Here is a 15192-nt window from a genome sequence, read left to right as displayed (position 1 = left end):
GTGTGCGAATGAATAAACGAGCCTCCGCTGCCCTGATCCTCTCCGCCACCACCGCGCTGCTGATCGCCGGCTGCTCCAGTTCCCCAGACACCTCATCCGACTCCACCCCCGTGGGCATCAGCACCATGGGCACGGGCATGGTCACCGGCACCCCCGACACCGTGACAGTGGTGCTCGGCGTGCAGACACAGGGCTCCGCGGCCGAGGGCGCGCTGGCGGAGAACGCGCGGCTCGCGTCCGGGCTGATCGAGACGATCAAGGCGAAGGGCGTGCAGGACGATGACATCCAGACCAGCAACCTGTCGGTGAGCCCGAATTATGATTCCGCCAGCGGGAAGGTCTCCGGATATTCCGTCACCAACCAGGTAACCGCCACAATGCACGACGTGTCCAAGGCTGGCGATCTCATCGATGCCGCCGCCGGCGCCGCAGGCGACGCGATCCGAGTCCAGCAGCTGACCTTCTCCATCGCCGACGACAGCGACCTCCGCACCCAGGCGCGCACGCAGGCCGTCAAGCAGGCGCAGGACCAGGCGAGGCAGATCGCCGATGCCGCCGGAGTCGAGCTGGGCGATATCCGCTCCATCACCGAGGACCACACCTCCAGCGCGCAGCCATTCCCACAGTCGATGGGACGCGCGGACATGGCCTCGGCCACGCCCATCGAGGCGGGCAGCCAGCAATTGTCGGTGTCCGTGGCAGTGGTCTACGAGATCGACTAAGGCTCACCCCGCAGGAAAGTTGGCCCGCTCACGGACACGTGAGCGGGCCTTCCCATTCACGCGCCACCAATCGTTACCTAACTGTTACATTCAACGGCTTCATTCTGGCACTTCTGGACCGATTTGTGTCAGACCCCTCCGCTAGCCTCAAGGCACAATCAAGATTCGAACATCCCAGCGCCCGAGGGGAGTGACGATGACTAATCAGTGGCAGCTCGACGGCCTCTCCACAGCCGAGCTAATGGACCTGTCCACTGCCTCGATCGCCGCCCTGCGCGGCCGTGAATACGGACACCTGGGCAACCTCGCACGCCTGGACCTGCTTGACGAGTTCGAGCACCTCCTCCGGGCCATCCCCGGCATCAATCACGAGCTGATCAACCAGCTCGGCCAACAAAACGCCGCCGAGGAGCTCCAGGCCAAGAAGCTGCACGTGCTCCTGTCCCAGCGCCTGCACATCGCCCCCGCCGAGGCCAAGCGCCGGATCGCCCATGCCGCATTGCTCGGCCCCGGCACCACGCTCGGCGGCCAACCGCTCCCCGCCGAACACGCGCCCACCGGCCAGGCCCAACGCGACGGCGATATCAATCCCGAGCACGCCGATGTGATCCTCAGATTCTTCAAGCGCCTACCTCCATCAATCTCCACCGAGGACCTCGAGAAGGCCGAGGCACAACTGGTGGACCTCGCGAAGCACACCCACCCGGAAGCAGTCGCGGTCGCCGCGAAACAGATCGAGGCGCACCTGAACCCCGACGGCGACGAGCCCTCCGAGCACGAGCGCGAGGGCCAGACTTTCTTCAATATGAAACCGCAGGGCCGCGACAAGCTCACCCGCGGCACCTTCTGTATAGACGCGGAAACCCGCGCCTATGTCGACGCCTATTTCGCCAAGACAGACACGGCGGGGCCCGCTAACGCCGACCATCCCCTATTTGATGTGGTCGACATCGGCAACCCCGCATCCGACGGTGAACGTCCCACTCCCCCACCGCCCACCGCGGCACAGCAGGACCTATTCGACTTCTTCGCCGCCGCCAGGGACAAGCAAGACCGCGCTGACGCAGAGAATCAAGCCGCCCCGGAGGCCACGGCAGCGCCAGTGCCTGACGATCCGGGAGCCGCCGCGACCGCGACCGCCAGCCCCGACACTTCAGCTGACGACACCACGCCATCCAAGCCCCCTGAATCCGGAGAGCCCAGCGCGCCCGAAAATCCCAGCGCCCCAGAAAGGCCCAGCGCTTCAGAGATGCAGTGGCCTCCGGAACCGACGGAAGCTCCTCCAAAGGAACCTCCCGATCCGCCCAGCGACCACTGCGAGGATCCGCCAGTGGACCGGCGCAGCCTCGGGCAGCGTCGACACGACGCGATCAAGCGCCTCTTCCGCTCAGTCCTAGGCTCGCCCGGCCTGGGCCAGCACCGAGGGCTGCCCGTGACCGCCATCATCACCATGACCCTCGAGCAACTCGAACAGGCCACCGGCAACGCCTTCGCCGGCAGCGGAACGATGATCCCGATGCGCGAGGCCATCCGCATGGCCGCCCGCGCCCACCATTACCTGTTGATCTACGACGATGACGGCAGGCCCCTGCACCTCGGCCGAGCGAAACGGCTGGCCTCCGCAGATCAGCGGCTAGTGCTCCATGCCGGGGCCCGCGGCTGCACTTTCCCCGACTGCACTCGGCCCGGCTACCGCTGCGAGGCGCATCACGTCGACGACTGGGCCAACGGCGGCCACACCGACATTGAGCGGCTAACCTTCGCGTGCCTGGAGCACCACCCGCTGATCGGGCCCGGAGATCAAGACTGGGCGACGACGGTGGGCGAGCCCGGGACCGATTACGCCTACCGCACGATCTGGCATCCCCCGGCCTGCATCGACCCACTGCGGCGCGGCCGGGTCAACCACCACCATCACCCGCGGGAGTATCTGCTGCCGCCGGCGCGATTCCCCGGCCCTCCCGGATACATCCCGAAGTCAGCACCTCCGCAGGACGCGGAGCTCTTCGACCCGCCCTGGCGGGAGACGGCGTAGGGATACCGCATGGCGAGGTCGATCAACATCGATGCCGCCAGCCGAGCACGGGTGATGGTCTTCGCGTTCCGCTGAGCGTGCCGCGGCCTGGGACCCCTCCGCCAGAAGGGATCCCGGGCCGCGGTGTTGCCTGCTAGATCGTGTATTCCACGGGTTTCGGCGCGTCCTCGATCTTGTCGACGCTGTCCGACTTTTCCGGGAGCTCCGGCGTCTTTCGCCGGCGCTCGCCCAGGAGGGCGCGGGCGGCGGAGTCCAGGATGTAGCCGAGGATGCCGATCACCAAGATCACCGCCATGACCTCGTTGTACGCCAATTGGTCACGGGCGTTGAGGATTTGGTAGCCGAGACCGGAGCGGACGCCCAGCATCTCGGCGGGCACCAGCACCACCCACGCGATGCCAAGGCCCACCCGCAGACCGGTCTGCACATGGTCGCGGATGGCGGGCAGCACAATGACGAACAGCCGTTCGCGGAACGTGGCCCCCATCGAGCGGGCGACCTGCAGGTGGCCGGGATCGATGGCGTGCACGCCGGCGGCGGTGTTGATCACTATCGGCCACACCGCGGCCGCGGCGATCAGGAAGATCACCGGACGATGGCCAACGCCGAAGAGCGCCACGGCAATAGGGGCCCAGGACAGCGGGGACACCATGCGGAGGAATTGCATCACGGGTCGGCTTGCCCGCTCGAGGACTCCGCTCAGCCCGATCACCAATCCCAGCGGGATGCCGATGACGCCGGCGATGAGCAGGCCCACCAGGAGGCGGTACATGCTGGCGCCGATGTCCGGCAGCAGCACGCCGCGCTCGAGGAGCTCCCACAGCGCTGGCAGGACATGTTGCGGGGCGAAGGAGCGGATCAGCGAGTCGGGCGCGGCCACCACGGCCGTGAGCAGCCACCAGACGGCAATGGCCAACACGATCGCGGCAGCGGGCGGCCAGAAGGCCGACCACGACAGCCTGCGGGGCTTCGTCGCACTCACGTCAGGTCCACTTCCTCAGTTCTGGTCAATCCGGTGGGCAGGCCGAATGCGGAGGGCCCGCCGACACCGGCGATGGAGGACCGCACGAAGCGGTCGTCGATCAATTCTTGGTGCACAGTGTCGATGTCGATGCGGTCCAAGAAGTCCCGGTTGCCGTCCACGACGGTCGAGTGCATGGCCCCCACCAGCGCGGTCGTGAAGGACTCGAACGGGAACGGCTGGTAGCCGATCTTCTGCGGCGACCAGGACGGGTTCGCGATCTGGTAGTTCTCAGGCGGGTAGGTCAGTGCCTTCGCGATGGCCTTCTCCGGCTGCGGCAAATAGCGGCCCCCGCTCAGCATGGCCGCGGCCGCGGGCCGGTCCGCGTTGATCATCATTTGCGCGGCGACGATGGAGTCCGTGAGGCCCTGCACTGCGGCGGGGTTGCGGTCGATCACGTCCTGGTGCACCAGCAGCGCGCAGCAGGCGTGATCTCGCCACACGTCTCCCAGGAAGCAATGGATCTTGCCGATGCCCTTGATCTCCGCGACCGCGTTGAACGGGTCGGCGACGGTGTATGCGGAGATCGCGCCGTTGGCCAGCGCCGGCACCATGTCCGACGGGCTCATCACGACCAGCCCCACCGTCCCGGCGGCTTTCGACGGCGCGGTGCGCACCACGGGAGTCAGGCCGCGGGCACGCAGCATGTCCTGCAGCACGATGTTGTGGATGGACCACCAGAACGGCACTGCCACTTGAGTTCCCGCGAGCTGTTCGAGGTCCGTGATGTGCGGGGCCACGGTCAGCGCGGAGCCGTTGGTGTGGTTCCAGCCGAGTATCCGGGCGGAGCTGCCGAGGGAGTACTTCAGCTGCACGGCCATCGGCATGAGCAGGTGGACCACGTCGACCTGCCGGCTGATGAACGCCTCTGCCAGGCTGGACCAGCTGCGGAACATCACCGGCTGGCTCGAGCTGACGACCTCGGGTTGGAACAGATCGGCGCCATGCGCCACCAGCAGCGGGGCGGCGTCGGTGATGGGCAGGTAGCCGACGCGCAGTTTGTCGGTGCCGTTGGAGCGGTCGGTGGCGGCGGCGCGGCCGAGGTCCACGATCCCGGCCACTCCGCCAAGCGCCGCTAGGCCGAGCGCGCCGCGCAGCACGGTTCTGCGCCCCACACCGTCGATCATCGTCACGACACCCGGATGCGCGTGGATGTGTCCCGGTACTCCGCCAGGATCTCTGTTCGCAGCACCACCTTGTCCACAGCATCTGTGCCGCAAAGCCATTCGCGTCGCACGATCCCGGCTGTGCCGAGCAGTGCGATGCGGTCCCCCAGGGTGATGGCCTCGTCGACGTCATGGGTGACCAGGACGGTGGTGAAGCCCAGCTCGCTGGCGACCTGCCCGAGCCACACCTGCAGATCTCCGCGGATCGCCGGGTCGAGGGCGCTGAAGGGCTCGTCGAGCAGCAGTGCCTGCGGTCGGATGGCGACGGCGCGGATCACGGCGATGCGCTGGGCCTGGCCCCCGGACAGCTGGTCCGGGTAGGAGTCGGCGAGGTCGGCAAGGCCGAAGTGGGTCAGCAGCTCGTCGGCGAAGGCCGCGTCGAAGGCCGCCTTGTTCGCCGCGAACCGCCCGCCCAAGCGGATGTTCTCCCGCACGTTCAGCCAGGGCAGCAGCAGTGGCTGCTGGAACACGACGCCGATGCGCGGGCCCTCGACGGCCCACTCGAGGTTGCCCCCATCGAGGGTCTCCAAACCCGCCATGATGCGCAGCAGCGTGGACTTGCCACTGCCGCTGCGGCCGAGGATCACCAGGAACTCGCCCTGGTCCACACCGATGTCGACGCCTTGGAGCACATCCGGGCGGCCCGGATAGCTCTTGCGGCCGCCGGTCAGCTGGAGCGCGCGAGTTCCCATCGCAGCTGTCCTTCCGACGGTGATTGGACGGGCAGGAAGGCGGCCTCGCGGAATCGGCGGTTGGTCGGCGACTTCATGGAGTAGCCGGCCCCGCCTTTCAGTGTCACCTCGAGGCGCGTCGCGGCCATCGCCAGGCGGGAGCCGTCAAGCCGTAGCTGGATGAGCTCGCGCGCGCTGGCGCTGGTGGTGTCGGCGGCGAAGCGCCCCAAGCGATCTCGCAAGGCGGCGAGCTCGACCGCTAGCTCGGCATGCTCGTCGACAAAGCCCTCGCCGAGCCCGCCGAGGCACTTGGCGGACTCCTCGACGGACGTGCGGGAGATGCCACTGCAGAATGCTGTCTGCAGCAGCAGGAACGTCGGGCGCACACCCTTGACGAACTCCGTCAGGTCCGTGCCGATAATGTTCTCGGCCGGGATGTGCACGGCGTCCAGAACCAGGGAGGTCGACGCCGTGGAGTTCAGCGCGAGCAACTGCGACGCGGGCCGGACGGTGATGCCGGGCGCCGACGCCTCGATGATCGCGACGTACGTCTTGGTGCTGTCCGCGCTGCGGGCGCACAGCACGATGAGCGCGTCGTCGAACACGTTGGATGCCCAGTGGATGGGTCCGCTGATCTGGAGCCCGCCGCCGTCGACCTCGGTGGCCACGAGCGCCACCTCACCGAGCCCGGCGACGTACTTGAGGCCGGCTGCCATCGCCGTGACGCCCACTGCGGCGCCAGACTCCAGCTTCGCCTGGTACTTGGCCTGGACCGCAGCCGGCCCGCGGACCACATATTCAAGCGCCATGCGATGCGCCCAGGCGCTGAAGCCCGCGGACAGGCTCTCGGCCGCCACATCTTCGATGACCGCGACCATCTCCGCCACCGGCCCGCCCTGACAGCCGAGGCCGAATAGGCCCAGCTCACCGAGCTTGGACACATCGATCCGGGTGTCGGTCTCGCCCAGGTCGAGTGCCGCGGCGCGCTCGCGAACGAACTCGCTCGCGCTCACGCGACGCTGCGCGATGGAATCGGTGATGGTTGCGGTCATCGTGTATTCCTACCCTGTCTCGTGTTCGAAGGAGCTGGTCAGTCGAGCTGGTGCAGGCGGCTGACCGGGGTGCTGACGACCTCACGGGCGCGGCGCACAGCATCCTCGTCGGCGGCGTCGTAGAAGCACAGGCACTTGGCCGTGTCCTCGCGGACGTAGGTGCGCAGGAAGCTCACGTCCTTGACATCGGCGTACAGCGGGGACTTCTCCTTCTTGCGGGCCAGGTAGGTGTCCATGTCGATCTCGGCGGGGATGTCCCACTCGACGAGGTAGCCGGCCTCGGGGCGGGCGGCCTTGATCTCTGCCAGCTCGGCGCCGACGAGGCGGACCTGGTGCGGGCCCTCGAGCTCGGCTCCAGCCAGCACGTCGACCTTGAGCTCCGGCGCTGCGCAGCCCGAGAACTCGGAGATCGCGAAGATGCGGCCGTGGTCCTTCGTCACCTGGGTCTCGATGAGCTCGCCGCCGGCGGTGGTGATCTCCGCGGCGAATTCCTTGATGATCTGCGAGATCTCGTCGCGACGCTCGGCCGCGGGAACAATTTCATACAGGTACAGCGACATGGGAATGCCTTCCAGAGTAGATCCGGTGAGAGGAGGCTCGGCCGCCAAGATCGTGTGGCCTAAACAGCCCGCAGTCCCGGCCAAATTATTGGCCTGCGGCGGGATGGCGATCTAGGGAATGGCTCGATGAGCCGAGAATTCGCTGGCGGGGTTGAAAATCAACAGCAACAGCAGCGACAGCGACAACACGCAGCGCCAGCCACCCGCACCAAGTCCAGGTGCAGGCGGCGGGTCAGAACGCTTCGGGTCACAGTGAGCGAGTGTAGCGGTAGCTAGACCGGTCTGTCTATTCTTCTGTTCTCGGCGGCCGGGCGATGTACTCTTGCCCCGTGCCCGCCTCGACCACCACTGCCACGCCCACCAAGCCCAGCCCCGCCGACCGCCTCCTGACGGCGGCCACCGAGCTCTTCGCCGCGCATGGCATCAGGGCCGTGGGCATCGACAGGATCATCGGCGAGGCCGGCGTCGCGCGCGCGAGCCTGTACTCCGGCTTCGGGTCGAAGGACGCCCTCGTCACCGAGTACCTCCACCAGCTGGACCTGCGCGATCGTCAGCGGTGGGAGGATGCCGTCGCCGGCCTCGACAGCCCCGTCGGACGCATCTTCGCCTTCTTCGACCTGGCGATCGCCTCCGCCCCCGTGCGCAACTACCGCGGCTGCCAATATCTCAATGCCGCAACGGAATTCCCGGGCGAGCTGCATGGCGTGCTGAGCCCCGTCAGCGAGCACCGCGTGTGGCTGCACGAGCAGTTGACGGCCCTCCTCACCACGGCCAAGATCCCCGACGCGCCCGTGCTGGCCACCAAGATCCAGACCATCTACGACGGCGCCCTGGCCGGGTCGAAGTTCGCGTGCAGCGAGGAGCCGATCCGCGTCGGCCGCGGCATGGTCGCGGACCTGCTGGCGGACGCGCGCTAGGCCTGCCGCCGCACCCGCCACACCACGACAGCGAGCACCACGAGCACCCCCAGAAGCAGTGCTGTGCCGGTCCCCAGCGCCGACGCCACCCGCTCATAGGACTGCGCGGCCACCACCCCGATCAGCACGTTGCCAATCCCCCAGATGATGCCCGCCGGCACGTTGTAGAACACGAACTTGCGGTAGCGGATCCCCGTGGCCCCGGCGATCGCGGGCACCACGGTGCGGACGAAGGCCACGAATCTGCCGAGGAAGATCGCGACCCCGCCATGGCGGTCCACAAAATCCCCGGCCCGCTCGAATCGCTGCTGCCTCTTGGAACCGTCCTGTCTCGCCGCCAGTCGGGGCCCGAGCCGCCTGCCCACGAAGTACCCGGCCGAGTCCCCCGCGACTGCCGCGACCGACACGACGGCCATCATCAGCCACAGGTTCACCCGGCCCTCGCTCACCAGGACCCCACCGAGAATCGCCGCGGTCTCGCCGGGCACGACGAATCCGAGCAATAGCGCGTCCTCCGCGAAAACCATCAGCCCGACGGCTATATAGATCACGTTGCCGCCGATACCCTGCAGCCATCCGAGCAGCGAGCTCATCACCCAACGCTAGCTATAACACGGTCGCGGCGCGCCTCATCCGCACTCAGTGGCACCATGTACAGGGTGAGCACACAAGAGAATGCGCGCTCGGAGAGCACTCCCGCGCCCAACCCGCACCCGCAGCAGCGTGTCCTGGAACAGTCCAGCAAGCTGCAGAACGTCCTCTACGAGATCCGTGGACCGGTGCACGCTCACGCCGCCCGCCTGGAGGCCGAGGGCCACCGCATCCTCAAGCTCAACATCGGCAACCCCGCCCCGTTCGGCTTCGACGCGCCCGACGTGATCATCCGCGACATGATCGCCGCGCTGCCGTACGCGCAGGGCTACTCCGAGTCCAAGGGCATCCTGTCTGCCCGCCGCGCCATCGTGACCCGCTACGAGCTGGTCAAGGACTTCCCGTACCTGGATGTCGAGGACATCTACCTCGGCAACGGAGTGTCAGAGCTGATCACGATCACCATGCAGGCGTTGCTCAACGACGGCGACGAGGTGTTGATCCCCGCCCCTGACTACCCGCTGTGGACCGCGATGACGAGCCTGTCCGGCGGCACTCCCGTGCATTACCTGTGCGACGAGTCCAGCGGCTGGGAACCAGACATCGAGGACCTCGAGTCGAAGATCACCCCGCGCACCAAGGCGCTGCTGGTGATCAACCCGAACAACCCGACGGGCGCGGTGTACTCCCGCGAGGTGCTCACGAAGATCGTGGAGTTGGCGCGCAAGCACAAGCTGCTGCTGCTGGCCGACGAGATCTACGACAAGATCCTCTACGACGACGCGGAGCACATCAGCCTGGCGTCGCTGGCCCCGGACCTGCTGTGCCTGACGTTCAACGGGCTGTCCAAGGCCTACCGTGTGGCGGGCTACCGCTCCGGCTGGCTCGCGATCACGGGCCCCAAGTCGCATGCGGCCGGGTTCCTCGAGGGCATCAACCTGCTCGCGTCGACACGCCTGTGCCCAAATGTCCCCGCGCAGCACGCGATCCAGGTGGCGCTCGGCGGCTACCAGTCGATCAATGACCTGATCCTGCCCGGCGGCCGCCTCCTCGAGCAGCGCGATGTCGCTGTGGCCAAACTCAACGAGATCCCCGGCGTCTCCTGCGTGGAGCCCAAGGGCTCGCTGTATGTGTTCCCGCACCTGGATCCCAACGTGCATGAGATCCACGACGACAACAAGCTGGTCTACGACCTCTTGCTGCAGGAGAAGATCCTGGTCACGCAGGGCACCGGCTTCAACTGGCCCAAGCCCGACCACATCCGCATCGTTACCCTGCCCTGGGCGCGGGACCTGGCAACGGCCATCGAGCGCTTCGGCAACTTCATGTCCAACTACAAGCAGTAGCCGCTCCGTAGTCGGCGTTAGAGCCCCGGGATCTGCGGCAGCTCGATGGGTGGCAGCCCGGGGATCTCGATAGCCGGCGGCGGTTCCGGGGCAGGAGGCAGGACCGGAGCGGGCGTCGGGGCCGGCGGCGGCGGCGCAGGCTGCGGGACCACCACCGGCTCGGGTGCCGGTGCCGGGGCGGGCGGCTCCACCGTGGTCAGCGCCGGGGCCTCCGAGGGCGGCTCGACAACGGGGGGCACGGCAGGCGCGGTGGTCGTCGGCGTGGTCGTCTCAGTGTCCCCGCTGGAGCCGCCCATATCTGAGAAGGTGCCCATCGCCACCAGGCCCAGCGCGGCAAGACCGCCCACCAGCACCAGCGCCAAAATCCCGCCGACGGCGGCCGCGTTGGGGAACCAGTCCGGCAGCGCCCGCTGTCTCTTGGCGAGCGGAGCCCAATCCGAGTCCGACGCGGCGACGGTGCCCGAGCCGCGCATTGGCCGGCTCGGCAGCAATGAGGCGCCGCGCGCGACGAGCAGCGCAGGGCTGTCGGGGACGATCAGGGGCCGGCCCAGCTCGCGCTCGACGTACTCGAGGTCGGCCACCTCCGCGGCGCTCTCCCCGACCAGCACCACCAGGTCCGGCTCCTGCCGTGCGGAGCGGGCCGCGGCGCTGACGACCGCCGCGATGCCGTCGAGCACGTCCGCATCCGCGGCCACCAGCGACTCCGTGGTCACCGTCTGGATCCCGCCGAGCAGTTCCCCGGAGACGTTGATGACGCCGCAGCTGTAGAGCCACGTGTCCAAGTCGCACACAGCAATCGAGCGGGCGAACCCCACTTGGCGGGTCACCACCAGTGCGGCGAGCGCGGCTGCGGGCGCGGAGACCAGGCTGTAGTTCGACAAACCCAGCGCTTCCATCGCGGTGGTGAGCCGCTTCGCCTGGTCCTCGTCGTGATAGGCGGCGACGACGGAACGGATGGGCACGCCGTCGCCCCGGCCGTCCTCGATCAGCTCCCGCAGCACCGCCGCCGTCTGCTCCTCCGGCGTGCCATGCGCCGGCACCCGCTCGAGGAAAGCCGAGATATCGAGCTCCTGCGTGGCCCGGGGGCGTATTCCGCCCCGACCCGCCGCCGTCCCGCCAACCTCCGCGGTGGGCGCATCGGCGATGGCCATGCGAATCACGTCCCCATTGACGCTCACGCCCAGAATCGCGCTGATGCGACCACTCTCGTGGCTGCCCCCATCTCCACTGACTGCGCGGACCACCGCTCCCCTTACCTCTACTGTGCCGATCGCCACCAGGCGCCGATCAGGTGCGCCACAGCCCCAGCGTAATGGGCCAGGCCGGGAGTTTTGGCCCGAATCGCGGCGGTTACGTCAGCGGGTGAAGTTCAGGTAAGCGCGCGACGGCGTCGGGCCCCGCTGGCCCTGGTATTTCGAGCCCGCCGCGGCACTGCCGTAGGGGCTCTCGGCGGGGCTGGTCAGTCGCAGCAGGCACAGCTGACCGATCTTCATCCCCGGCCACAGCGTGATCGGCAGGTTCGCGACGTTGGACAGCTCCAAGGTGATGTGCCCGGAGAAGCCGGGGTCGATGAACCCCGCGGTGGAGTGCGTCAGCAGGCCCAGACGGCCCAGGCTCGACTTGCCCTCCAACCGGCCCGCCAGGTCATCCGGCAGGGAGAACTTCTCGAGCGTCGAGCCCAGCACGAACTCGCCGGGGTGCAGCACAAAGGGCTCGCCCTCGGCCGGCTCGACGAGCGTTGTCAGCTCGTCTTGCTGCTTCGCGGGGTCGATATGCGTGTAGCGGGTGTTGTTGAAGACCCGAAACAAGCCGTCGAGGCGGACATCGATGCTCGACGGCTGCACAAGGGAGTCGTCGAACGGCTCGATGCCCAACTTGCCTTCGGCCAGGGACGCGCGGATGTCACGATCAGATAGCAGCACCCCGTCAGGGTATCCATCCCGCTTCGCGGCCGAGCGGCGGGCGCGCCGGAGCAGGGCCGTCTCGAGGCCCAGCGGGGTTCTGCTAGAGTCTCAAACTGCAAGCAATCACGGTCTGGGAGAGCTCGAAAGCCCAGGTCGCGAACTTTGTATGCCGATGTAGTTCAATGGTAGAACGCCAGCTTCCCAAGCTGGACACGCGGGTTCGATTCCCGTCATCGGCTCAGATGAAAGCCCCGGCCAGAGCGTTTTCTGGTCGGGGCTTTTCGTCTTGCGGGGACCTAGCAACCGTCCCGGGCGTAGGGTCATTTTCGACTGGCCGAACGGCAGTGGGTCGAACCGAATACGGGAGACGCATGGCATACGAGGAGCCCGAGGACTTCGATCTGTTGGTCGTCGGCGGAGGCAAGGCCGGCAAGTCGCTGGCGATGGACCGCGCCAAGGCCGGTTGGTCCGTGGCGATGGTCGAGCGGGACAAGGTCGGGGGCACCTGCATCAACGTCGCGTGCATCCCGACCAAGGCGCTGGTCGAGTCCGCGCGGGCCCTTGAGACGATCCGCCGCGCCGCCTCGATGGGTATCGACCTCGACGGCGAGCCCGCGGTCTCCCTGGAGGCACTGCGCCACCACAAGGAATCGGTCGTCGGCGGGATGGTGGACGCCCACCGGCAGATGTTCATCGACTCCGGCATGGACTTCATCATGGGCACGGCCCGGTTCATCGCACCCCGCACCGTGCAGATCACGGCCGACGACGGCACCGTCCGAGTGCTCCGCGGCCGGGATGTCGTGATCAACACCGGCGCCACCCCCGCGCTGCCCGATCTGCCCGGCATCGCCGAGTCGCACGTCTGGACCTCGGAGACGATTCTGCGGCTGGACCGGCTCCCGCAGACCCTGCTCATCCTTGGCGGCGGCTACATCGGGTGCGAGTTCGCGTCGATGTTCGCCCTGTTCGGGACGAAGGTCGTGCTGGTCCAGGGCCCCGCCCAGGTGCTGCCCCGCGAGGACCACGACATCGCCGCCGAGGTGGCCGAGATCCTCACCGGGCAGGGGGTCGACCTGCACACCGGCACGCGGGTCGCGTCGGTGCGGCGCGCGCCGAACCACGGCCCGGTCACGCTCACGCTCGAGGACGGATCCACACTGACGGGCGATGAGCTCCTGGTCGCCACGGGACGTGCCCCCGTGACCGCGCAGCTCGGGCTGGAGGCCGCGGGCGTGCAGGTGACGGACCGCGGCTTCGTGGACGTCGACGACCATCTGCGCACCAGCGCGGAGCACGTCTGGGCTGCGGGCGACGTGGCGGGCAGCCCACAGTTCACCCACGCCTCCTGGAACGACTTCCGCATCATGCGCGCGAACCTGACCGGTGCGGACACGTCGACCTCCGGCCGTTTGGTGCCCTACACCGTCTTCATAACCCCCGAACTGGCCCGGGTGGGGATGACGGAGACCGAGGCGCGTGCCGCCGGCCATCAGGTCGCGGTGGCGAAGATTGCCGTCTCCGCCATCCCCCGGGCCAAGACGACGCACGAGCAGACCGGCATGTGGAAGGCGGTGGTCGACGCAGAGTCGGGCGAGATCCTCGGCGCCGCACTGCTGGGGCGGGGCGCCGGCGAGGTGATCTCCGCGGTGCAGATGGCGATGATCGGCGGGCTGCCCTACCAGTCCGTCCGCGACGCGGTGCTGACCCACCCGACGATGGGCGAAGGCCTGAACCTGCTCTTCGACACGCTCGGCTAGAGCCCCGGGGACCCGTGCCCTCTGAACGGCGCTGTCAGGCTCGGCAGGATGTGCCGGCGGTTGACCACCAGCGCGCAGACTGCGATGACCGCGTAGACCCCGCAGATCACCAACCTGCCCTCGGTGGAGGTGATGGGGAACTGGATGAGGAACAGCGCCAGCAGCACCCAGGCGGACCAGCGGTGGAAGCCCAGCGCCAGGATCAGCGCGACGCCCATCATGGTCTGGGTGGCGGTCAGCAGCATCTCCTCGGTCTGGCGCCCGTCGAGCACCAGCGACGCGCCCTCGCCGCCCCCGGCGAGGTACGCGATCGGCAGCGAGCCGACGAGCAGGGTCCACTGGTTCACCTTGGAGGAGATGAGCATCGCGATCGCCGCGGTGCCTTTGCCGCGGGAGGCGAAGATGATCGCAATGATGAACTCCGGGGCCTCGGACGCAAGGGGCGCGAGCCACTGGACCAGCAGGAACTGGTCGATGCCGAGCTCAGAGCCGGCATCAATGAGGCTGTTCGCGAACGGCTCCGCGCACACGAGGATGACCATGGCGGCGAAGACGAGCATCGCGATGACGGTGCTCCGCCGGGCCTTCGTGGACATCCCGCCGATCGTGGCGGCGGTGCCGATCAGCTCCGGCTCCTCAACGTCGCCGCGGGTGAGCTTATAGAGGTAGAAGCCGAACCAGGCGAGCAGCGCGATGCCGAACACCACATGGATCCGGCCCGTCACGGGGATGATGAACGCCGCGATGCCCGCGATCAGCAGGAAGCCCAGCTCGACGCGATTGCCCTGCTCGAGCGCCAACGTGGACACCGGCTTTGCGGTCATCTTCTTCGCCGTCATCTTGTTCGCGACGGCGAGCGAGACCAGCACGACGACCGGCCACCCCAGGCCCATCAGCAGCCGGTTCGAGCCGGTCATGTTCGCCGCGGCGTATTGCACGTACTCGGGGTCGTGGCCCGCCGTATAGGCGTAATAGAGGTCGACGGCGTACTCGGGCAGCACGGCGATCAGCGCCAGCACCGCGATCGCCAGCCCGCCGGAGACGTCCATCTGCGCGGCCTCCGCGGCCCAGGCCAGCAGGAAGCTCGCCGAGATCACGGCGGCGCCGTAGACCACCAGGGCCACGACGGGATGGGGGTCCAGCGCGGAGAAGCGCAGGACCAGGGCGGGCAGAATGAAAACGGCGGTGATCGCCCCTGATCGCCACAAGACGTCCCGGCGCACGGTTACCCCGGTTGAATCTCGCACTGCAATTCGCGACGACATGATCACGGGCCCTTGCGTCAATGGCCATCGACCGTCCGACAGCGCAGTGGGGAGCTAATCCCCTTCGACAACAGACGCTAAAGACTCCGAAAAGGGGCGTGGGTCTTGGGGATTGCCGTGGGATTCCCCGTCGGGGCGCCGCTTAAGTAGATTTCGGTCGACCGGAACGCCGCTGCCCCCCG

General features: G+C 67.9%; 15 protein-coding genes and 1 tRNA gene. 6 read left to right on the top strand and 10 right to left on the bottom strand.

Features of this window, described 5'->3' with window-relative positions:
• Positions 1-8 precede the first annotated feature (8 nt).
• Both TBIF_RS15765 and TBIF_RS24570 read left to right on the top strand, forming a co-directional pair.
• On the top strand, positions 9-722 hold the full coding sequence (locus TBIF_RS15765) for an SIMPL domain-containing protein (RefSeq protein ID WP_024795735.1): 714 nt from the start codon (positions 9-11) through the stop codon (positions 720-722).
• Positions 723-918: 196 nt separating this feature from the next.
• A complete protein-coding gene (locus TBIF_RS24570) occupies positions 919-2757 on the top strand; it encodes a DUF222 domain-containing protein (protein ID WP_024795734.1) in 1839 nt (612 codons plus the stop codon).
• A 133-nt stretch (positions 2758-2890) separates the two neighbouring features.
• Here the strand turns inward: TBIF_RS24570 and TBIF_RS15755 are convergent, their stop codons facing one another.
• The 6 genes from TBIF_RS15755 to TBIF_RS26650 all read right to left on the bottom strand — a co-directional run bounded on the left by TBIF_RS15755 (position 2891) and on the right by TBIF_RS26650 (position 7478).
• The gene (locus TBIF_RS15755) at positions 2891-3739 is read right to left on the bottom strand and encodes an ABC transporter permease (protein ID WP_024795733.1); all 849 of its coding nucleotides are present in this window, start codon (positions 3737-3739) and stop codon (positions 2891-2893) included.
• Complete coding sequence (locus tag TBIF_RS15750) at positions 3736-4905, bottom strand: ABC transporter substrate-binding protein (protein WP_024795732.1); 1170 nt, start codon at positions 4903-4905, stop codon at positions 3736-3738. The genes TBIF_RS15755 and TBIF_RS15750 overlap by 4 nt, the downstream gene beginning before the upstream one ends.
• 2 nt (positions 4906-4907) lie before the next feature.
• Positions 4908-5636, bottom strand: a complete 729-nt coding sequence (locus TBIF_RS15745; protein WP_024795731.1) for an ABC transporter ATP-binding protein — start codon at positions 5634-5636, stop codon at positions 4908-4910.
• Complete coding sequence (locus TBIF_RS15740) at positions 5612-6667, bottom strand: acyl-CoA dehydrogenase family protein (protein WP_024795730.1); 1056 nt, start codon at positions 6665-6667, stop codon at positions 5612-5614. The genes TBIF_RS15745 and TBIF_RS15740 overlap by 25 nt, the downstream gene beginning before the upstream one ends.
• 38 nt (positions 6668-6705) lie before the next feature.
• Entirely contained in the window at positions 6706-7227 is a 522-nt protein-coding gene (locus TBIF_RS15735) for a DUF4242 domain-containing protein (protein WP_024795729.1), read from the bottom strand.
• A gap of 158 nt (positions 7228-7385) precedes the next feature.
• Positions 7386-7478, bottom strand: a complete 93-nt coding sequence (locus TBIF_RS26650) for a putative leader peptide (RefSeq protein ID WP_369385424.1) — start codon at positions 7476-7478, stop codon at positions 7386-7388.
• A gap of 63 nt (positions 7479-7541) precedes the next feature.
• Here TBIF_RS26650 and TBIF_RS23775 point away from each other — a divergent pair, with 63 nt between their 5' ends.
• Complete coding sequence (locus TBIF_RS23775; protein ID WP_051461584.1) at positions 7542-8144, top strand: TetR/AcrR family transcriptional regulator; 603 nt, start codon at positions 7542-7544, stop codon at positions 8142-8144.
• Here the strand turns inward: TBIF_RS23775 and TBIF_RS23770 are convergent.
• The gene (locus TBIF_RS23770; RefSeq protein WP_038171511.1) at positions 8141-8737 is read right to left on the bottom strand and encodes a DedA family protein; all 597 of its coding nucleotides are present in this window, start codon (positions 8735-8737) and stop codon (positions 8141-8143) included. The two genes, TBIF_RS23775 and TBIF_RS23770, sit on opposite strands and share 4 nt — an antisense overlap.
• 57 nt (positions 8738-8794) lie before the next feature.
• Here TBIF_RS23770 and TBIF_RS15720 point away from each other — a divergent pair, with 57 nt between their 5' ends.
• Positions 8795-10081, top strand: a complete 1287-nt coding sequence (locus TBIF_RS15720; protein ID WP_024795728.1) for a pyridoxal phosphate-dependent aminotransferase — start codon at positions 8795-8797, stop codon at positions 10079-10081.
• A gap of 17 nt (positions 10082-10098) precedes the next feature.
• Here the strand turns inward: TBIF_RS15720 and TBIF_RS25725 are convergent, their stop codons facing one another.
• Together TBIF_RS25725 and dcd are read right to left on the bottom strand one after the other, a co-directional pair.
• Complete coding sequence (locus TBIF_RS25725; protein WP_024795727.1) at positions 10099-11259, bottom strand: DUF7159 family protein; 1161 nt, start codon at positions 11257-11259, stop codon at positions 10099-10101.
• A 177-nt stretch (positions 11260-11436) separates the two neighbouring features.
• The gene (gene dcd / locus TBIF_RS15710; RefSeq protein ID WP_024795726.1) at positions 11437-12003 is read right to left on the bottom strand and encodes a dCTP deaminase; all 567 of its coding nucleotides are present in this window, start codon (positions 12001-12003) and stop codon (positions 11437-11439) included.
• Between the two features lie 150 nt (positions 12004-12153).
• Between dcd and TBIF_RS15705 the strand changes: the two genes are divergently transcribed.
• Together TBIF_RS15705 and TBIF_RS15700 are read left to right on the top strand one after the other, a co-directional pair.
• A tRNA-Gly gene (locus TBIF_RS15705) sits at positions 12154-12224 on the top strand.
• A gap of 132 nt (positions 12225-12356) precedes the next feature.
• Positions 12357-13745, top strand: a complete 1389-nt coding sequence (locus tag TBIF_RS15700; protein ID WP_024795725.1) for a dihydrolipoyl dehydrogenase family protein — start codon at positions 12357-12359, stop codon at positions 13743-13745.
• On the opposite strand, the gene TBIF_RS15695 is transcribed toward TBIF_RS15700, so the two are convergent.
• Entirely contained in the window at positions 13742-15010 is a 1269-nt protein-coding gene (locus tag TBIF_RS15695) for a calcium:cation antiporter family protein (protein ID WP_024795724.1), read from the bottom strand. The two genes, TBIF_RS15700 and TBIF_RS15695, sit on opposite strands and share 4 nt — an antisense overlap.
• Between the last annotated feature and the right edge of the window lie 182 nt (positions 15011-15192).

The sequence above is a fragment of the Tomitella biformata AHU 1821 genome, assembly GCF_000524475.1.
In the GTDB taxonomy this organism is placed as follows: domain Bacteria; phylum Actinomycetota; class Actinomycetes; order Mycobacteriales; family Mycobacteriaceae; genus Tomitella; species Tomitella biformata.
Note: the sequence above shows the minus strand (reverse complement) of the source record. Positions and strands in the feature narration are given on the sequence as shown.

Excerpts from the sequence above, each read along its gene's own strand:
- TBIF_RS24570 (WP_024795734.1), top strand. The coding sequence starts at position 919 with ATGACTAATCAGTGGCAGCTCGACGGCCTCTCCACAGCCGAGCTAATG.
- TBIF_RS15750 (WP_024795732.1), bottom strand. The coding sequence starts at position 4,905 with ATGATCGACGGTGTGGGGCGCAGAACCGTGCTGCGCGGCGCGCTCGGC.
- TBIF_RS15765 (WP_024795735.1), top strand. The coding sequence starts at position 9 with ATGAATAAACGAGCCTCCGCTGCCCTGATCCTCTCCGCCACCACCGCG.
- TBIF_RS15735 (WP_024795729.1), bottom strand. The coding sequence starts at position 7,227 with ATGTCGCTGTACCTGTATGAAATTGTTCCCGCGGCCGAGCGTCGCGAC.
- TBIF_RS15745 (WP_024795731.1), bottom strand. The coding sequence starts at position 5,636 with ATGGGAACTCGCGCGCTCCAGCTGACCGGCGGCCGCAAGAGCTATCCG.
- TBIF_RS15740 (WP_024795730.1), bottom strand. The coding sequence starts at position 6,667 with ATGACCGCAACCATCACCGATTCCATCGCGCAGCGTCGCGTGAGCGCG.
- TBIF_RS15720 (WP_024795728.1), top strand. The coding sequence starts at position 8,795 with ATGTACAGGGTGAGCACACAAGAGAATGCGCGCTCGGAGAGCACTCCC.
- TBIF_RS23770 (WP_038171511.1), bottom strand. The coding sequence starts at position 8,737 with ATGAGCTCGCTGCTCGGATGGCTGCAGGGTATCGGCGGCAACGTGATC.
- TBIF_RS15700 (WP_024795725.1), top strand. The coding sequence starts at position 12,357 with ATGGCATACGAGGAGCCCGAGGACTTCGATCTGTTGGTCGTCGGCGGA.
- TBIF_RS15695 (WP_024795724.1), bottom strand. The coding sequence starts at position 15,010 with ATGTCGTCGCGAATTGCAGTGCGAGATTCAACCGGGGTAACCGTGCGC.
- TBIF_RS23775 (WP_051461584.1), top strand. The coding sequence starts at position 7,542 with ATGTACTCTTGCCCCGTGCCCGCCTCGACCACCACTGCCACGCCCACC.